This window comes from Streptomyces sp. NBC_01260 (assembly GCF_036226405.1).
In the GTDB taxonomy this organism is placed as follows: Bacteria; Actinomycetota; Actinomycetes; order Streptomycetales; family Streptomycetaceae; genus Streptomyces; species Streptomyces laculatispora.
Window position 1 is genome coordinate 595,700 of sequence record NZ_CP108464.1, and the last position, 15,808, is coordinate 611,507.

Annotated in this window: 16 protein-coding genes; 6 read left to right on the forward strand and 10 right to left on the reverse strand. The window is 71.9% G+C overall.

The features are described 5' to 3' along the window. Position 1 precedes the first annotated feature (1 nt). From OG322_RS02665 to OG322_RS02690, 6 genes are all read right to left on the reverse strand, one after another. On the reverse strand, positions 2-436 hold the full coding sequence (locus OG322_RS02665) for a roadblock/LC7 domain-containing protein (RefSeq protein ID WP_123464563.1): 435 nt from the start codon (positions 434-436) through the stop codon (positions 2-4). Positions 437-443: 7 nt separating this feature from the next. After that, complete coding sequence (locus OG322_RS02670) at positions 444-2,357, reverse strand: sensor histidine kinase (protein ID WP_185095502.1); 1,914 nt, start codon at positions 2,355-2,357, stop codon at positions 444-446. Between the two features lie 394 nt (positions 2,358-2,751). Beyond that, positions 2,752-3,741: an alpha/beta hydrolase gene (locus tag OG322_RS02675; protein ID WP_206432427.1), complete on the reverse strand. Its 990-nt coding sequence runs from the start codon at positions 3,739-3,741 to the stop codon at positions 2,752-2,754. A gap of 28 nt (positions 3,742-3,769) precedes the next feature. After that, positions 3,770-4,483 carry a C39 family peptidase gene (locus OG322_RS02680; protein ID WP_123464558.1) on the reverse strand — a complete coding sequence of 238 codons (714 nt, stop codon included), beginning with the start codon at positions 4,481-4,483 and terminating at the stop codon, positions 3,770-3,772. A 193-nt stretch (positions 4,484-4,676) separates the two neighbouring features. Continuing rightward, on the reverse strand, positions 4,677-5,669 hold the full coding sequence (locus OG322_RS02685) for an ArsR/SmtB family transcription factor (protein ID WP_329305990.1): 993 nt from the start codon (positions 5,667-5,669) through the stop codon (positions 4,677-4,679). A gap of 208 nt (positions 5,670-5,877) precedes the next feature. Next, on the reverse strand, positions 5,878-6,723 hold the full coding sequence (locus OG322_RS02690; protein WP_329305991.1) for a class I SAM-dependent methyltransferase: 846 nt from the start codon (positions 6,721-6,723) through the stop codon (positions 5,878-5,880). A 43-nt stretch (positions 6,724-6,766) separates the two neighbouring features. Here OG322_RS02690 and OG322_RS02695 point away from each other — a divergent pair, with 43 nt between their 5' ends. Further along, the gene (locus OG322_RS02695; protein ID WP_405698979.1) at positions 6,767-7,027 is read left to right on the forward strand and encodes a cupin domain-containing protein; all 261 of its coding nucleotides are present in this window, start codon (positions 6,767-6,769) and stop codon (positions 7,025-7,027) included. 72 nt (positions 7,028-7,099) lie between these two features. Here OG322_RS02695 and OG322_RS02700 read toward each other — a convergent pair whose 3' ends face one another. Beyond that, the gene (locus OG322_RS02700; RefSeq protein WP_123464551.1) at positions 7,100-8,362 is read right to left on the reverse strand and encodes an MBL fold metallo-hydrolase; all 1,263 of its coding nucleotides are present in this window, start codon (positions 8,360-8,362) and stop codon (positions 7,100-7,102) included. 99 nt (positions 8,363-8,461) lie between these two features. After that, on the reverse strand, positions 8,462-8,902 hold the full coding sequence (locus tag OG322_RS02705) for a PPOX class F420-dependent oxidoreductase (protein ID WP_123464549.1): 441 nt from the start codon (positions 8,900-8,902) through the stop codon (positions 8,462-8,464). A 258-nt stretch (positions 8,903-9,160) separates the two neighbouring features. Between OG322_RS02705 and OG322_RS02710 the strand changes: the two genes are divergently transcribed. Further along, on the forward strand, positions 9,161-10,369 hold the full coding sequence (locus OG322_RS02710) for a glutamate dehydrogenase (RefSeq protein ID WP_123464547.1): 1,209 nt from the start codon (positions 9,161-9,163) through the stop codon (positions 10,367-10,369). Positions 10,370-10,533: 164 nt separating this feature from the next. Then, complete coding sequence (locus OG322_RS02715) at positions 10,534-11,124, forward strand: TetR/AcrR family transcriptional regulator (protein ID WP_124285725.1); 591 nt, start codon at positions 10,534-10,536, stop codon at positions 11,122-11,124. A 32-nt stretch (positions 11,125-11,156) separates the two neighbouring features. Here OG322_RS02715 and OG322_RS02720 read toward each other — a convergent pair whose 3' ends face one another. Together OG322_RS02720 and OG322_RS02725 are read right to left on the reverse strand one after the other, a co-directional pair. Next, positions 11,157-12,158, reverse strand: a complete 1,002-nt coding sequence (locus OG322_RS02720) for a DUF6745 domain-containing protein (protein WP_123464543.1) — start codon at positions 12,156-12,158, stop codon at positions 11,157-11,159. An 85-nt stretch (positions 12,159-12,243) separates the two neighbouring features. Continuing rightward, positions 12,244-12,570, reverse strand: a complete 327-nt coding sequence (locus tag OG322_RS02725; protein ID WP_124285723.1) for a hypothetical protein — start codon at positions 12,568-12,570, stop codon at positions 12,244-12,246. 176 nt (positions 12,571-12,746) lie between these two features. Between OG322_RS02725 and OG322_RS02730 the strand changes: the two genes are divergently transcribed. From OG322_RS02730 to OG322_RS02740, 3 genes are read left to right on the forward strand one after another with little or no spacing between them, the layout of a single operon-like run. Next, positions 12,747-13,700: an STM4015 family protein gene (locus OG322_RS02730; RefSeq protein ID WP_123464539.1), complete on the forward strand. Its 954-nt coding sequence runs from the start codon at positions 12,747-12,749 to the stop codon at positions 13,698-13,700. A gap of 7 nt (positions 13,701-13,707) precedes the next feature. Beyond that, positions 13,708-14,676, forward strand: coding sequence for an STM4015 family protein (locus tag OG322_RS02735; RefSeq protein ID WP_123464537.1), 969 nt, complete (start codon positions 13,708-13,710; stop codon positions 14,674-14,676). After that, complete coding sequence (locus tag OG322_RS02740; RefSeq protein ID WP_123464535.1) at positions 14,657-15,802, forward strand: STM4014 family protein; 1,146 nt, start codon at positions 14,657-14,659, stop codon at positions 15,800-15,802. Before OG322_RS02735 ends, OG322_RS02740 begins: the two co-directional genes overlap by 20 nt. The last annotated feature ends 6 nt before the right edge of the window (positions 15,803-15,808 follow it).

The following is a 15,808-nucleotide window of genomic DNA, read 5'->3' on the forward strand; positions in this document are numbered from 1 at the left end:
CTCACAGCCCCGTGGCGCCCGTGACCCCGGCCGCCTGTCTGGTCGGGGTCATCAGGTAGGGCCGGACGCTCTTGACCAGCATGGTCATCTCGTAGCCCAGCACGGCGGCATCGGCGTTCCGCCCGGCGAGCACGGCCAGACAGGTGCCGGAACCGGCGGTGGCGACGAAGAGCAACGTGGAGTCGAGTTCCACCACCACCTGGCGGACCTCCCCGTTGTCCCCGAACCGCGCCCCGGCACTGCGGCCGAGGGAGTACAGGCCGGCGGCCAGCGCCGCCATGTGGTCGGCGCTGTCGGCGTCCATGCCATGGAGGGATTTCACCAGCCCGTCGGCGGAGAGCAGGACCGCACTGCGGGTGTACGGCACGCGCTGTACCAGTCCGCTCAGCAGCCAGTCGAGGTCCGAGACCTGACCGGACGGCATATCGGTCGCCATGGTGCATCTACTCCTTGGAGGTGTTCGCTTCGAGTGGGTCTTGATCGCTGTGGTACGAGCCGCCCCGGAGGAGTTCCCCGGGCGCCGTGGCGCCGCGGACCGGAAGCGGGTCCAGTGGTACCGCGGCAGCCGTCGCCGCTCCGGGAGCGGTCCCGGACCCGGCCCGCGATCCGGACCCCGGTTCGGGCTCCGATTCGGCACGGGCCTCGGCGAGGTCGATGCCGCGCCGGAAGGCGGCCACCAGGCCCGGGTCGTGCAGGGTGGGTGCGTCCTCGGTGCGCGGGACGGGAGCTTCCCTCAGCTGAGGGACCAGATGTTCCTGGTTGGCACGCCTGGGAAGCTGCGGCCGGCCCACCGTGCCGTGTACGGCTCCGGGCTCCGGAGAGAGCGCAGGTGGCACGTCGTCCGCCGGCCGGACGCCGGGGCGGGCCTCGGCGGGCGTGGGCCGGTCGAGGCGCTCGGCGCGCAGCGGGAGCGGCGGTCCCTCGCTCTGACGCCGTGTCTGCTGCGGCGGCTGGTGCATCCGCGGCTGCTGGTTCGGCACGTACGGCCGGCGCTCCGGCTCCGGAGCGGGCGTCGGGCCCGGACCGAGGTCCCGGTGGGCGGCGGCCTCGTCCAGCGGCGGCGGGCGGTGCACGGGGCCGGGGGGCGGGGCCGGGGCGTGGCCGGCCCCGGCGGAGGCGTCGTCCTCGGCCCCGAGCAGGGACTGCGGAAGCACGAGCACGGCCTGTGTGCCACCGTAGATATTGCTCTGCAGCCGTACGGCGATGCCGTGTCTGCGGGCCAGCGAGGCCACCACGAACAGCCCGATCCGGCCGTCCTGGAGGAGCCGGGCGACATTGACCTGGTCGGGGTCGGCGAGCAGGGCGTTCATCCGCTTCTGCTCGTTGCCCGGCATACCGAGGCCCCGGTCCTCCACCTCCAGGGCGAGGCCCGCGGTGACGTGCTGGGCGCGCAGCAGTACCTGGGTCTGCGGGGCGGAGAACACCGTGGCGTTCTCCACCAGTTCGGCCAGGAGGTGGATCACGTCGGCCACGGCGTGCCCGCGCAGGGTGCCGTCGATCGGGGGCACGAGCTTGACCCGCGGATACTGTTCGACCTCGGCGATCGCCGAGCGCAGCACCTCGGTCATGGTGACCGGGTTGCTCCACTGCCGCCGGGAGACGGCGCCGCCGAGGACCGCGAGGTTCTCGGCGTGGCGGCGGATCCGGGTGGCCAGGTGGTCGACGTGGAAGAGGCCCTTGAGCAGATCGGGGTCCTCGACCTCGTGCTCCAGCTCGTCGAGCAGCTGGATCTCGCGGTGCACGAGCGACTGCAGCCGGCGGGCGAGGTTGACGAAGACCTCGACCTTCTGGTCCTCGCCGGTGTGCTCCGAGAGCCGGGAGGCCTGCACGACGGCGGCCACGGCCCCTTCCTGCTGCCGGCCGAGCTCCTGTGCGAGCAGCTCGAAGGCGTCGCTGCCGGGGGCGCTGGGCTGCGGGGGCCGACGCGTGGGCACGGGTTCACCGTTGCGGAGCTGTTCCACCACCTGTTGCAGTTCGATCTGGCCCAGCGCGCTGGCCCTGCGCAGGGCGAAGCAGCGGCCGAGGACGGTGGTGGCGACGCGGTTGGCGGCGAGGAAGGCCGCCGCCACGGAGGCGGCCGCCAGCGCCCCGGCGGCGCCGAGCGCGGTCCAGAGCTCCGTGGACGGCGCGGTGCCGGTGGAGCGGACGGTGAGGATGACGGCTGCGGCGCCGGTCAGCAGGACGGCGACGGCCGGCAGCACCGCGGTGCGCAGGAGTTGGGGGCGTATACGCGCCTCGGGGGACGGCTGGGCAGCGCGCGGTCTGGCCGCGGCCGAGTGGGAACGGGCACCCGGTCGGCCGTGCCGCCCGCCCTCTCGGCGTTCCGGTCGCGCTTCGGGTGCGCGAAGTTGAGACATCAGCGTCCTCGGTACGTGGGGCCCCAGGAATCGGTATTCATGTGGTGGCACCTACGGTGGTCGGTCATTCTCGGATCATCAGCCGGGCGGGCCCTGCGAATATGAGCCCACCGTTGATCACCGGACACACACGGTAGTCGCCCAGGGCGAGTCCGCGACGGGCAGTTGTGGAACTTGCCCGCCATCCGTCCCGCTCTGGTATGACCTCTCGCACAAGCGACCGATTAAGTGCGTCCGTCATGAGGGTCGGGGTCGCCGTCCACGGCGGTACGCGACAAGCCCCCTCGATGGGTATCGAGGGGGCTTGTCGCGGCATCAGTAGGGCGAGCGATGTCCCGCTCCCCCGTACGGCCTGTCCGTCGGTCGGGAACCAGGACTCTGCGGGTCAATACACCTAGGCCTTGCGGAGCCGGGCGACGATGCCGTCGAGGTCTCGGCGGACCATGTAGTCGCGGATCATGTGTCCGCCCGGCTCCTCGTACCACTCGTGCGGGATACCGGCGTCGCCGAGGCGGGCCCGGAACTCCCGCTGGCCGGCGAGCACCTGGGTCTCGTTGACCGTGTCGAACCAGTTGACCGGGTCGGGGCTGGTACCGGCCACCAGGAAGACCCGCTTGTTCCGGTAGCTCTCGACCCGCTCGACCGGATTGTCGGCGCTGACCCTGGCCTCGTCCCACAGCGGAATGCCGTAGACCGTGCCGCCGCCCAGGTCCAGGGCGGCCGAGGACGCGTTGGCCCAGTGGGCGACCAGTCCGGCGTCGCGGCGCAGACTGGCCGGGCCCGAGTGGGCGCTCACCGAGGCGAAGTGGCCGTAGTACTTGGCCGCGTACTTCAGGGCGCCGAAGCCGCCCATCGAGAACCCGGCGACGGCACGGCCGTCGTACTCGGCGTAGGTACGGAAGTTCGCATCGATCCAGGGAAGCAGCTGGTTGATGTGGAAGGTTTCCCAGTTCCGGGGGCCGGTGTTGGAGCTGACCGGGTTGGAGTACCAGCCCGCGTGTCCACCGTCGGGCATCACGACGATGACCGGCTTCCCGGCCGTCCAGTCCCGGATGCCCGCGCGGTCGAAGGTGATGAAGTCCTGGTCCGTACCGCCTCCGTGGAACAGGTAGAGGACCGGGTAGGTGCGTCCGCCGGTGTGGTAGTCGTCGGGGAGCAGGACGTTGACGCCCGGATTCCAGCCGATCGCGTCGGTCGCGAACCGGTAGTACCACATACGCGGGTCGCCCTCGTTGTGCTCCACGACGCGCAGTCCGAAGCCGTCGCCCGCCGCACTGGCCGGGGACGCGGCCGCGAGGGTGCCCCCGGCGCCCAGAGCCATCGCGGCGGAGATTCCACCGGCGGCCTTGATGACGTTTCTGCGGGTGGGACGGTAGCTGCTCAACACTGCCTCCTGGTGAGAAAGGAAAACGTCACGCCGAGTAGCCCTTCGGCGGGATCAGCGTGGCGAGCTGATCGAAGGAGATCCAGTAGATCTGGTTGCCGCTGAAGGAGGCGGGGTCGGCTATGAGGACGGTGCGGTCCACCTCGTCGTAGCCGAAGACGGTGAAGTAGTGATAGATCGTCTGGTCCGACGGGTAGCCGGGAGGCTGGTTGCCGGGCGGGGCGACGATGTTGGCCACCAGCGGGTAGTTGCGGTCGATGTCGAAGACGATGTCGTTCCACAGCAGGTCCCGCTGGCCCTGGGTGGGCGGGTCGTTCGGCATCTCCTTGGTCTCGTACCAGCCCCCGCCGAGGTTCGAGTTGAGTACGCCGGTGACCTGGCCGATGTGATCGGTGCCGGCCTCGGTCGTACCGAGCTGCCCGGCCAGAACGCCCTGGCTGGGCGGGGCGATCCGGGCCGAGAGCGCGATCCGGGTGGCGGCCGGACCGCACCAGTAACCGGTCTCCTGAACCTGATAGTCGATCCCCAGCCAGTGCCCGCTACGGGTACTGCCGGAGTCGACCTTCAGCCGGGTGCCGGGCTGATTGTGCCCGCTGACGACAGCCGTACCGGCCTTCGCTCCGTGGGCGAGTACGGACACGGACGGGGTGTGCGGTGCGGGCGACGCCTGGGCCGTGCCGGGGTGGAGGAGAACTCCGGCGGCGGCGACGGCGATCGCCAAGGACACAAGTCTCCTGCGCATAAAGGCTCCTGAGGGTGGGGGACGGGCCTTGCGGGAAGAAACGCCTTCGGGGGGGGAAGTACTCGGCTGCTGAGCACCACGGCTCTGCGCGGCATGGCCGGGTGCGACAGCAGGAGTCAGCGTGGTTCCTGGCCCACGAAGGGCGCAAGGAATGAAAGCTCAGGCTTACCGGCGGAGTTGAGGGACCCGGCCCTCAGCGCCGTGCCCGCTCCTCGGCGGCCAGCAGGGCCCGCCCCTCCGCCGTCGCGACGTGGAAGGACCGTCCGGCCTTGCGCACGGTGGCGACCAGGCCCGCCGCGCGGAGCACGTTCAGGTGCTGGCTGACGGCGGGGTGGGTCACGTCCAGGAGCCGGGCCGCCTCGACCGTGGAGCAGCCGGTACGGGTCGCGCGCAGGAGGCCCGCACGGGTGCGGCCGAGCAGCGGGCCCAGCGGTCCGGCTCCCTCCGCGGCGCGGGCCGGTGCGGGGCCCGCCCAGTCAGTGGTGTGGTGGATGGGGTAGACGAGAACGGGCGGCAGGTCCCCGTCGGCCAGGGTGATCGGCGTGGGCCAGCAGAAGAACGACGGTTGCAGCACAAGTCCCCTGCCGCGCAGCCATAGTTGCTGATCTACGGGGTACGTCACCTCAAGTACGGGCGGGCGCCAGCGGAACTGTGGTCCGAGCCCGGCCAGCAGCCCCTCGGTGCCACCGTCGAGGAGACTGCGCAGACGGAGGGCGCGGTCGGCGTCTATGTGGGCGTGGACGCGCTGCCAGTACGGCGCGAGGGCCTCCAGCTGGTAGGTGCGCAGCGCCTCGCCGAGCTGGCGGAGCGTGTCGGCGTCCCCTCCGGCCAAGGAACGTACCCAGCTGGGAAGTTGGAGCGTGGCCGCCAGTTGGGTCAGGTCGGTTCGCAGTCGTGGGCGTGGAGTGCTCATCAGGGTGTCGACGGCCGCCTGCAGCGTGGCCCGGTCGCCGGTGGTGGGGGTGAGGAAGTCCGGCGAGTACCCGCGCGGCGGCAGCAGGGATGACAGCAGCCGGGGGCTCGCGGAGAGCCGCGGCCGCACCCAGCGGCGCCACGCGCCGAACACCCTTTCACTGTCACGCCGTTGCAGGGTCTGCACGCTGTTGCTGATCTCCCAGAGGAAGTCCGGCCCGGGGGCCACCCGGACCCGCGCCAGGTCCTCGGAGGTGAAGTACACCCGCAGCATGGTCGCTCCCTCGAAGGTGAAGGTGCACTGATGCCGGCCACGGCCATGCCGGCGGACCGGCGAGCCGGCAGGGGTGCGCCGGGAAGCCGCCGCACCGCACCCGCTCCCCGCGGGCAGCGTACCGCCGTTGGACCGTCTGCCGGCCGTGACCCCGCACCGGTGCGGGGTCACGGCCAGGAACCGGAAACGCGGGGGCCGCCAGGTCCTGTCAGGGGCGGCGCCCCACCCAGGTGGTCCAGGTGGTCCGGACCGTGAGGTCATCGCGCCGCAGGACGCCGTGCGGGCCTTCATCGTCGGTGACGGCGTCGAGTGCGGCCAGATCCTCGGCGGGGAGCTGCCCGTCCAGGTGCGAGCGCAGCTTCCGCAGGCACACCTGGGCGTAGCGGGCGGTGGCGGCCGGCAGCGGGGCGGGCAGGTCGATCACGAAGGGGCGCGCGGCCTCCAGCGCAAAGCCCGCGCGGACCAGGTGATCCGTCCAGTCGGCGGCGGGCCCCTCGTTCAGGGCGGCATGGAGTCGGGCCTCCAGGCCCGGCCTGCCCATCCCGATGTCCTCGGGCAGAAAGCGGGGGAAGAAGTCCATCTCGGTGACGGCCAGGAGGCCGCCCGGCCGCAGGGCGTCGAACACATGCGACAGCACCCGGCCGGGGTCACCCATGTGGTGCAGAGAGGCGGCCGCCCAGACCAGGTCGACGGTGCCGAGTGCCGGCCGGCCCTCGTCCAGATCCGCCTGGATGCCGCGGACCCGGTCGGCGAGTGAGAGCGCGGACACCTTCACCGTCAGCCGGTGGAGCATCTGCGGCGAGCGGTCCACCGCCGAGACCTCGGCCCGCGGAAAACGCTGGGCCAGCGCGATGGCCCCGGTGCCGGTTCCACTGCCCAGGTCGACGATGCGGCCGGGTTCCCGGTCGGACAGGTCACCCAGCCAGGTGGTCAGCTCCGACAGGTAGGTCCGCAGGACCTCGGCGTCGAGCTCCAGGATCTCGGCCACGGCGGCGGTGCCGGCGTCGGCCCCGGTGTGGTCCGGGCGCGGGGCATTCGTGTCTGCGGTGTTCATACCCCGACGGCAACCGCACCTTGCGCATGACGCGAGCTCTCTTGTGCATGACACAAGAAAGCGATCTGGACAGTGCCCGGGGGCCGACCAGCTCGGCGTACACCCCGGCAAGGACTGGTTCACCGTCCTGTCGGGAACCATCACGCTGCTCCTCGGCGAGCGCGCCATCCGGGTCGAAACGGGCCAGGCGGCCGAGTTCTCCACCATGGTCCCGCACGCCATCAAGGCGCACGGCGGACCGGCCGAGATCCTGTGCATCCTCGATCACGACGGACGGCGCACACATCTCCACTCCCCGGCGTGAGCCCGGCCGCTACCGGCGCCGCGCGCGCGGACGTGCCCACGGAACGAGGGCGCCGCGCGGCCGCCCCGCCCGTCAGGCCTGGGCGGCCGGGTCGCGGTCGCGGTCGGGGGCGGGTGCCATCGTTCCGCCGGGAAGCGGTACGTGGACCGGGGGCCAGTTGCCCCATCCCGCTACGGGCTCCGCCGCCACACCACGCCACCACGGTTCGACCGCCGGAGGATCGGCGGGCTCGAACGGCCGGCCCGGGTGCGGAGCCACCATCGTCACCCCGACGAACTGGGTGGCACGCATCGACCATTCGGCAGGCTCGGCCCACGGATGCAGGGCGAGATTGAACGTCCCCCAGTGGATCGGCAGCATGACGCCCGCCGCCGGGTCATCGCCCTGGAGGTCCAGATGGGCCTGGACCCCCTCGTCGGGGCTCATGTGGATGTCCGGCCACGCACCGGGCTCCGGCTTGCCGTTCGTGTGGTCCTTGGGCCAGTACTGGCTGTACGCACCGATCTGGATCATGGTGGCGTCGAACGGCCCGTGCTCGGCGCCGATCTCCTTGAAGCCGGGGAAATACCCGGTGTCGCCGCTGTGGTAGATCCGGTGCTCGGGTCCAGCGACGACCCACGAGGCCCAGAGGGTGTGCTGCTGGTTACGAAGGCCGCGGCCGCAGAAGTGCCGGGCCGGGGTGGCTGTCAGGCGGATCCCGGCGACCTCCGTGGCCTCGTTCCAGTCGAGCTCGTGGATCCGGTCCAGGGGCACGCCCCAGCGCTCCAGGTGCGCCCCGACCCCGAGCGGCACCGCGAAGGCCGTGTCCGTACCGGCCAGGGCCCGGATGGTCGGAAGGTCGAGGTGGTCGTAGTGGTCGTGGGAGATCACCACCACATCGACCGGTCCGAGCGCGGCGAGCGGCAGCGGTGCGGGATGCAGACGCCTGGGTCCTGCGAACGCGAAGGGCGAGCAGCGGTCACCCCAGACCGGGTCGAACAGCACCCGCCGGCCGTCGATCTCGGCGAGCACACTGGAATGGCCCATCCAGGTGAGCCGCAGCCCGGAGACGGGGGGCGTGGCGAGATCGGCCAGGGTGGTGGCGTGGACCGGCACATCACCGGTCGGCGATCTGAGCGCCCGCTCCTCCTTGCGGAAGTAGGTCTTCGCGAACTCCAGAGCGGACCCCGACGGTTTGGTCCTTGCCCCCACCGGGTTCTGGAACACTCCGTCGGCGAAGTTGGGGGAACGACGAATGCGCTCCATACGGGTGCCGACCGGGTCGGCCCCGAAGTCGGCGGGCCGCAGCGCACGCAGCCGGGTGCGGAGCGGAAGCTTGGAGTCAGCGCCGGTCACAAGATCTCCTGAGGGAGTCGGTGTCATCTCATTATGGACGGGGGGTACGACAGTGCGAGAGCAGAACGCCCAACGGGATGGTGGCCCGAGGGGCGCACCTCAGCCACGCGGCTGCCCGTACACGTGCTCGACGTGGAGCCGCAGCACGACCCGGCGGTCCCTGACCATGGCCCGGCGGTAGTCGTCCCAGTCCGGGTGCTCGCCCTGGACGTCGCGGTAGAGCGTGACCAGCTCCGCCACGGTGGCGTCCTCGGGGTCGGCGGCCACCGGGGTGAGGTCCGCGGTGCCGTCCGCGACCGTCCAGGCCCAGCGGTCCTCACTGGTGACGTGGTAGCTCGCCCGCGGGTCCCGGCGCAGGTTCCGGGTCTTCGCACGGTCCTCGGTGACCGAGACCCGGACGATGCGCTCGTCGGGGTAGTAGAAGTGGTTGACATTGGACAGCTGGGGCCTGCCGTCCCGCTTGAGCGTGACCAGCACGCCGCTGTTGCCTTCGGAGAGCAACCGGAGAAGCGCATCCTGCTGTGCATCGAATCCCGTCATGACGCATCCAACGTCCGGACCCCGCGCAGGATTCCGCATCCGGCATCCGTCATCCGTCTCGCCGCTTCCCCGGCCGCATCCGGCCACCGGGCGGCGATTCGGCGCGGGCCGCATTGACAGCGGCGCCCCCGCCTCCCGATACTGACTCGCGATTCAGTAAAGAATCGCGACCACACGGGGCTCCGGGTCCGCGCAGCCCGGGTTTCACGGCATCGCCCGCCGGGCCCGCCCGATCGCAGTGACCGAGGAGAACTCCCGATGACGACGCCTCCGGTGTCCCCGCCCGCCCCGCTGATCTCCCTGACCTGGACGGACCACGTCACCGGCCGCCAGGGGCACCTGGTCGTCGACCGGCTGGTGCGCGGGGTGTCCAGCGGCGGGTTGCGGATGCGGGCGGGCTGCACGCTCGACGAGGTGGCCGGACTGGCCCGCGGCATGACGATGAAGGAAGCCCTCCACTTCGACGCCGACCGCACCGGGGCCCGCTACGTACCGCTCGGCGGCGCCAAGGGCGGCATCGACTGCGATCCCCGCGATCCGGCCGCCTACGGCGTCCTGGTGCGCTACCTGCGGGCCGTACGTCCGTACGTCGAGAACATCTGGACGACCGGCGAGGACCTCGGCCTCAGCCAGGACCTGGTCGACCGGGCGGCCGCGGAGGCCGGGCTCGTCTCCTCCATCGAGGCCGTCTACCCACTGCTCGACGACGAGACGGCGGCCCGGCAGAGACTGGCCGACGCCTTCGCCGTCGAGGTGGACGGCATCGGCCTCGACGAGCTGGTCGGTGGCTGCGGGGTCGCCGAGTCGGCCCTTGCCGCGCTGGACCGGGCCGGGATCGCGTACGGCGGGGCACGGGTCGCCGTACAGGGTCTCGGCACCATGGGCGGCGCGACGGCCCGGTTCCTGTCGCGGGCCGGGCTGCGGGTGGTCGCCGTGGCCGACGTCAAGGGCACGATCGCCAATCCGGCCGGCCTCGACGTCGAGGCCCTGCTGTCCGCCCGGGATGCCTACGGGACGGTGGACCGCGGCGCGCTGCGCGACGCGGACCGCGAACTGCCCGCCGAGGCCTGGCTGGACAGGGACGTGGAGGTGCTCATACCCGCAGCCGTCTCCTACACCATCGACGCCGCGAACCAGGCCCGGATCAGGGCCCCTTGGGTGGTCGAGGCGGCCAATATGCCGGTGCTGCCCGAGGCCGAGGCGCTGCTCGCGGAGCGCGGGATCACGGTCCTGCCCGACGTCGTCGTCAACTCCGGCACCAACGCCTGGTGGTGGTGGACCCTGTTCGGCGACATCGGCGCCGAGGCGGACGAGGCCTTCGCGCACACCCGGAGTTCGATGCGCGCTCTCGTCGAACTCGTACTGGACCGGGCCGCGGCGGACGGCTGCACCCCTCGGGCGGCGGCCCACGCCGTCGTCGCGGACCGGCTGCCGGTGATGACGGAACGCTTCGGCTGGTACCGCTGACCGGACCATGACGGCGCCCCGGCCCTGCGGCCACCGGGCAGCTCATGCCATGTGGTCCCCGTGCAGCGCACCGCCAAGGCCGCTGCGAGGACCAATGCCCGCCCACGGCCTGCCCGGGGGCGGGCATTGGTTAGGGTGACGCCGTGGGAAGAGTGCGGTTGAGTGTGGCGGAGCGACGCGAGGAGCTGCTGCGCGCTGCCGTCGAGCAGATCGAGGTGCGCGGTGTCGCGGCGGTACGGATCGCCGATGTGGCCGCCGTCCTCGGTGTGAGCAACGCCCTCGTGCTCTACCACTTCTCCACCAAGGAGAAGCTGGTCGCCGCCGCCTTCGCGCACGCGGCCGAGGCCGATCTCACCCATCTGCGCAAGCTGTTGACCCGCCGGACCACGGCGGTGCGCAGGCTGCGCGCCGCCGTCCGCTGGTACGCCCCGACGGGCCAGGCCAAGGGCTGGCGGCTGTGGATCGAGGGCTGGACGGCCTCGCTCCGCGACCCCGCGCTGCGCAATGTGGCAGGCGATCTCGACCAGCAGTGGAAGGCGGAGCTGGCCGAGGTCATCGAGGAGGGCGCGGCCGCGGGCGAGTTCCACTGCGACGACCCGATGTCCGTGGCGTGGCGGCTGACCGCTCTGCTGGACGGCCTGGCGGTGCAGATGACCTCGTACGCGGGTCCGCTCTCCCGGGCCACGATGCTGGAGTGGACCGAACAGGCACTCGCCCGTGAACTGGGCATCGACCATGCGACGCTGACGGCCTGACCAGCGGGCCTGCGGCCCCTCCGGTCGGCCCGTCAGGTCTGGCGCAGGGGTGCGTAGGACTCCCCCTGCAGGCCGAAGGTCCAGGCGACGCCGTCCTTCGCGGTCCGGGTCGCGGGCGGCACCCGCAGCCAGTACGTGCGATGCGTCCCGTCCGGCTCCGGGGTGGAGTTGACCACCTCGACCATGACCACGTCCTCGTCGCCGTCGAGCGCGATCCGCCAGAGGATGCCCGTCTCGTCCCGGTGGACCGGTTCGGCGCCCGACTCGCTGAGGTAGCGGTCGTATCCGTAGAACTCCAGCATCACGCGACGCAGTTCCGCGTTCTCCTCGGCCCGGATCCGCTCGGGGGTGAGCGCGGTCAGCTCCGCCAGGAAGTCGGCGGGCACCGGCATACCGCGCCAGGCGTACAGCCCGAAGCCGTCCCGGTAGGAGAGCGCGGGCCCGTCGCCCCGGTCGAGCCTGCCCGCCTCGTCGCGGTGCAGCGCCTCGGGACGCTCACTGATCACCACGGTGCGCTCGTAGGGCCACCACCAGCCCGCGTTCCTGGCCACCGCCGACAGTCCGTCGAGCCGGTCGCCCCGGCCGTCGAACGCGGCGAGCCAGGCCGCGTCGTGCTGGCCCAGGACCGCGTCGAGGAGGAGCAGCCGCACATCCGGCTCGTCGTCGGGCCGCTCGGCGAGTTCGGCGACGACACCCGCCCGTATCCGGTCGGCGAGCGCCGCCGTCGTCTCCCACAGCTGGGCGCCGGTGGCGGACCAGAGCGCGGACCAGCCGGCCGGGCCCAACTCGTCGTACATTCGGCGCCGTTCCTCCGCCCAGGGCCGGGTCCGTACCTCCTCGCGGACCGAGCGGCCGGCGTCGGCCAGCTTCTTCACGAGCCCGACGGCCTCCCTGGGCGAATCGGCCCAGACGAACTCCTCCGGCTCGGCCAGTCCCGCGCTGCGATAGGCGAGCCGCACCCCGTCCTCGGCTGCCGCCCGGTCCGCCGCTCCGGTCGCCGCCGCCACGGCCCGCCATGACTCCACGTACTGCATCGTCTCCCCGTCCCCTGTTCCCTGTTTTCCGCGTTGTCGGATCACTCTTCGCCACCGGCCCCGCAAGCCCGGCCTGCGGGGCCGGTCAGTCCGCGACGATGCGGACCGCCCCCGGTGCGTACTCCCGCTGGCGCACGACACGGAACCAGCCCTTCGGCAGCGGGATCACCGCGTGTTCCTCGTGCACCACACGTCCGCCGTCGGGCAGATGGAGCAGCATCGGGCCGAACACCCCGGCCTCCCGGATCAGCCGTCCCGGTCCCGGCACCGCGTGCGCGTGTCCGGTGACCTCACCGAGCGCGAGCACCAGCCGGCCCCGCCCGTCGCGCAGTTCCCCCGGTGCGTCCAGGAGGCTGGGGGGCACGTCGGACTTGTCCAGCGCCATGATCAGCACATCGCCCTGCCGGTACACAGACGTCTCCCATCCCGGCCGGCACCCGCTGTGCCGGCCACGTGGAAAACGCTACGGCGAGGGTCTGACAATCGGCCGCGGAGCGCCGGGAGCCGGGCCCGGCCGTCCCGTTGTCAGTGGGTCTTGATAGACCTTGCGGACATCAAATCCGTCACCGTCATCAGGAGCCCAGGGCCATGTCCGATGTGGACCACCTGCACGAGTTGCTCGGCCTTCCGGCCGTCGATTTCCAGCACACCGCGAGCGAGGGGTCCGCACCGGCCGCCGGCGCGGCTGCCTGGCGCGTCTCGGTCGACCCGTACGAGGACGAGGAGCGCAGCTGGGAGCAGGAGTTCGCCTCGTTCCTGGAGTCCGTCGATCCGGCCGGTGTGCGGGCGCTGATCGTCGGACAGTGGGGCGAGTCGTACGAGGAGGACTCGTCCTACCCGATCGGTCTCGTGACGGCCGCCGCCGACCGGCTGACGTCGTTGGAGGCGGTGTTCGTCGGCGATCTGACGATGGAGGAGTCGGAGATCTCCTGGATCCAGCAGAGCGATGTCACCGCTCTGCTCGCGGCCTACCCCGCGCTGGTGGAGTTCGGGGTGCGCGGCGGATCCGATCTCGTCTTCCCGCCCGTCCGGCACGAGCGGCTGCGTGCGCTCACCATCGAGACGGGCGGGCTGCCGGTCGCGGTGGTCCGCGGGGTGCTGGACAGCGAGCTGCCCTCGTTGGAGCGGCTCGATCTCTGGCTGGGTGTCTCCGCCTACGGCGGCGACACCGACGTGGCGGATCTCGCGCCGCTGCTGTCCGGCACCCGGTTCCCGGCCCTGCACCACCTCGGGCTGCGCAACAGCGAGGTGGAGAACGAGATCGCCGCGGCCATTGCTTCGGCCCCGCTCGTGGCCCGGTTGCGCACGCTCGATCTGTCGTGCGGCACCCTCGGGGACGAGGGCGCGGCCGCGCTGCTGGAGGGTCAGCCACTGACTCATCTCGATGTGCTCGATCTGCACCACCACTTCCTGTCCGAGCCGGTGGAGCGCCGGATCGCCGAGGCGCTGGAGCCGCACGGGGTGCGGGTCGATCTGTCGGACCGCTGCAAGCCGTGGGGCGACCGCGGGGCCGAGGGGCGCTACACCACGGTGTCGGAGTGATGCGGCGGTGAGAAGCATCGAACACCCCGGGGTCTTCCACGGCCTTCCCGTGCTGACCCTGCCGTTTCTGGACGATGCCGGTGTGCGGGCGCTGCCGGCCGCGGAGTCGGTGGCCTGGCGGCTGGACTGCGGCCAGGACGCGGTGCCGTTCCCGGAGCTCTGGCAGCACTTCCTCGACACGGTCGACACGACGCGTGTCCGTGCCCTGCTGGTCGGCCCGTGGTGGACGGACGACTACGACACCTTCGCCCCCGTCGTGGAGCGGATGGCGGCAGCTGCCGGCCGCTTCGAGGATCTGCGCGCGCTGTTCCTCGCCGATGTGGTCGGCGAGGAGTGCGAGGTGTCGTGGCTCGACATGTGCGACATCACGCCGTTGGTCCAAGCGTTTCCGCTCCTGGAGGAGCTGACCGTGCGCGGCGGTGGGGACAGCGTCCCCGAGGAGGAGAAGCTGCGACTGCGTCCGGTGCGGCACGAGGCGCTGAAGTCACTGAGGTTCGAGTCCGGCGGCCTGCCGGGCCACGTCGTTCGCGCGGTCGGGGCCAGCGTCCTGCCCGCCCTGGAGCGGCTGGAGTTCTGGTTCGGTGCCGACTGGTACGGCGGTGACGCCACGGTCGAGGACCTGCGGCCGGTCCTGGCCGGCGGCGGCTTTCCCCGGCTTCGCCATCTCGGCCTGCAGAACAGCGAGATCCAGGACGAGATAGCCGCGGCGGTCTCCTCCGCCCCGGTGATCGCCCAGCTGGAGTCGCTCGCGCTCTCCATGGGAACCCTCAGCGACACGGGGGCCGAGGCCCTCCTCGGCGGTCAGCCGCTCACCCATCTGACGTCGCTGGATCTGCATCACCACTACCTCACCGATCCGCTGATGGACCGCTTCCGCGAGCTGTGTGCCCGCTCGGGCACGCACCTCGATCTCGACGAGGCGGACACCTGGGATCCCGAGGACGAAGAGCCCCGCTATGTCGCGGTCAGCGAATAGCGCGCCGCCGCGCTTCGCGGTCGTCGGCAATCCCGGCAACCGCCGGGTCGGCCTCTTCCAGGACGCCGTGCGCGCCGCCGGACTGCCCCCGGCCCGCACCGTGTCCTGGCTCGACGTACTGAAGGGGACGGCGGTCTTCCTGCCCGGGGAGACCGTACGCGTCGATTCCCCCGGTGAGGACGCCGAGGTCGAGCGGCTGCTGCGCGGCGTCGACGACCCGACCAGGGTGGAGGGTTCGTCCCTCTGGTACGCACGGTTCACCTCGGCCGTAGGGGAGGTGGCGCGGGCGGCGGGCGCGGCGGGTGCGGTGCTGCTGGACGGTCCCGGCGACATCGCGGTGATGTTCGACAAACGCCTCTGTCACGGTGTGCTCGACGCGGCAGGGGTGCCGGTGCCCCCCTCGCCGACGTCGGGCCCCGCCGCACCGCCCGTGCGCGGCTGGGCGGATGTGCGCGGGCTGATGGCGGACCGCCGGATGCCGAGGGTGTTCGTGAAGCCCGCGCACGGTTCCTCCGCTTCCGGGGTACTGGCCGTCGAGACGGCCGGGCCCGGCCGGATCCGGGCGACCACCTCGGTCGAGCGGGACCGGGCCGGCCGGCTCCACAACTCGCTCCGGGTGCGGCGCCTCACGACGGAGGGCGAGGTCGCGGCGGTCGTCGACGCGCTCGCGCCGGACGGTCTGCACATCGAACGCTGGCTGCCGAAGGCCTCGCAGCGTGGCCGGGTCGCGGATCTGCGGGTCGTGGTGGTGGACGGCCGCGCCACCCATGCCGTCGTCCGCACCAGCCGCTCCCCCATGACCAATCTGCACCTCGGCGGCGCGCGCGGCGACCTGGACGAGGTGCGGGCCGCGATCGAGGCGGCGGGTGGCAGTTGGAGCGAGGCCCTGGCCGTGTGCGAGCGGGCGGGCGCCGCCTTCCCGGACACGCTGTGCGTGGGCGTCGATCTGCTTCCCTCGACCGGCTGGCGGCGTTTCGCCGTCGGCGAGGTCAATGCCTTCGGTGATCTGCTGCCACGTCTGACCGGTCTGCCGGGCAGCGGCGCCGAGGGCCTGGACACCTATGCGGCGCAGGTCGCAGCCGTACTGAACAGAGCAAGGAACCCCCGTGTCGACGCAGCATCCTGAACCCCC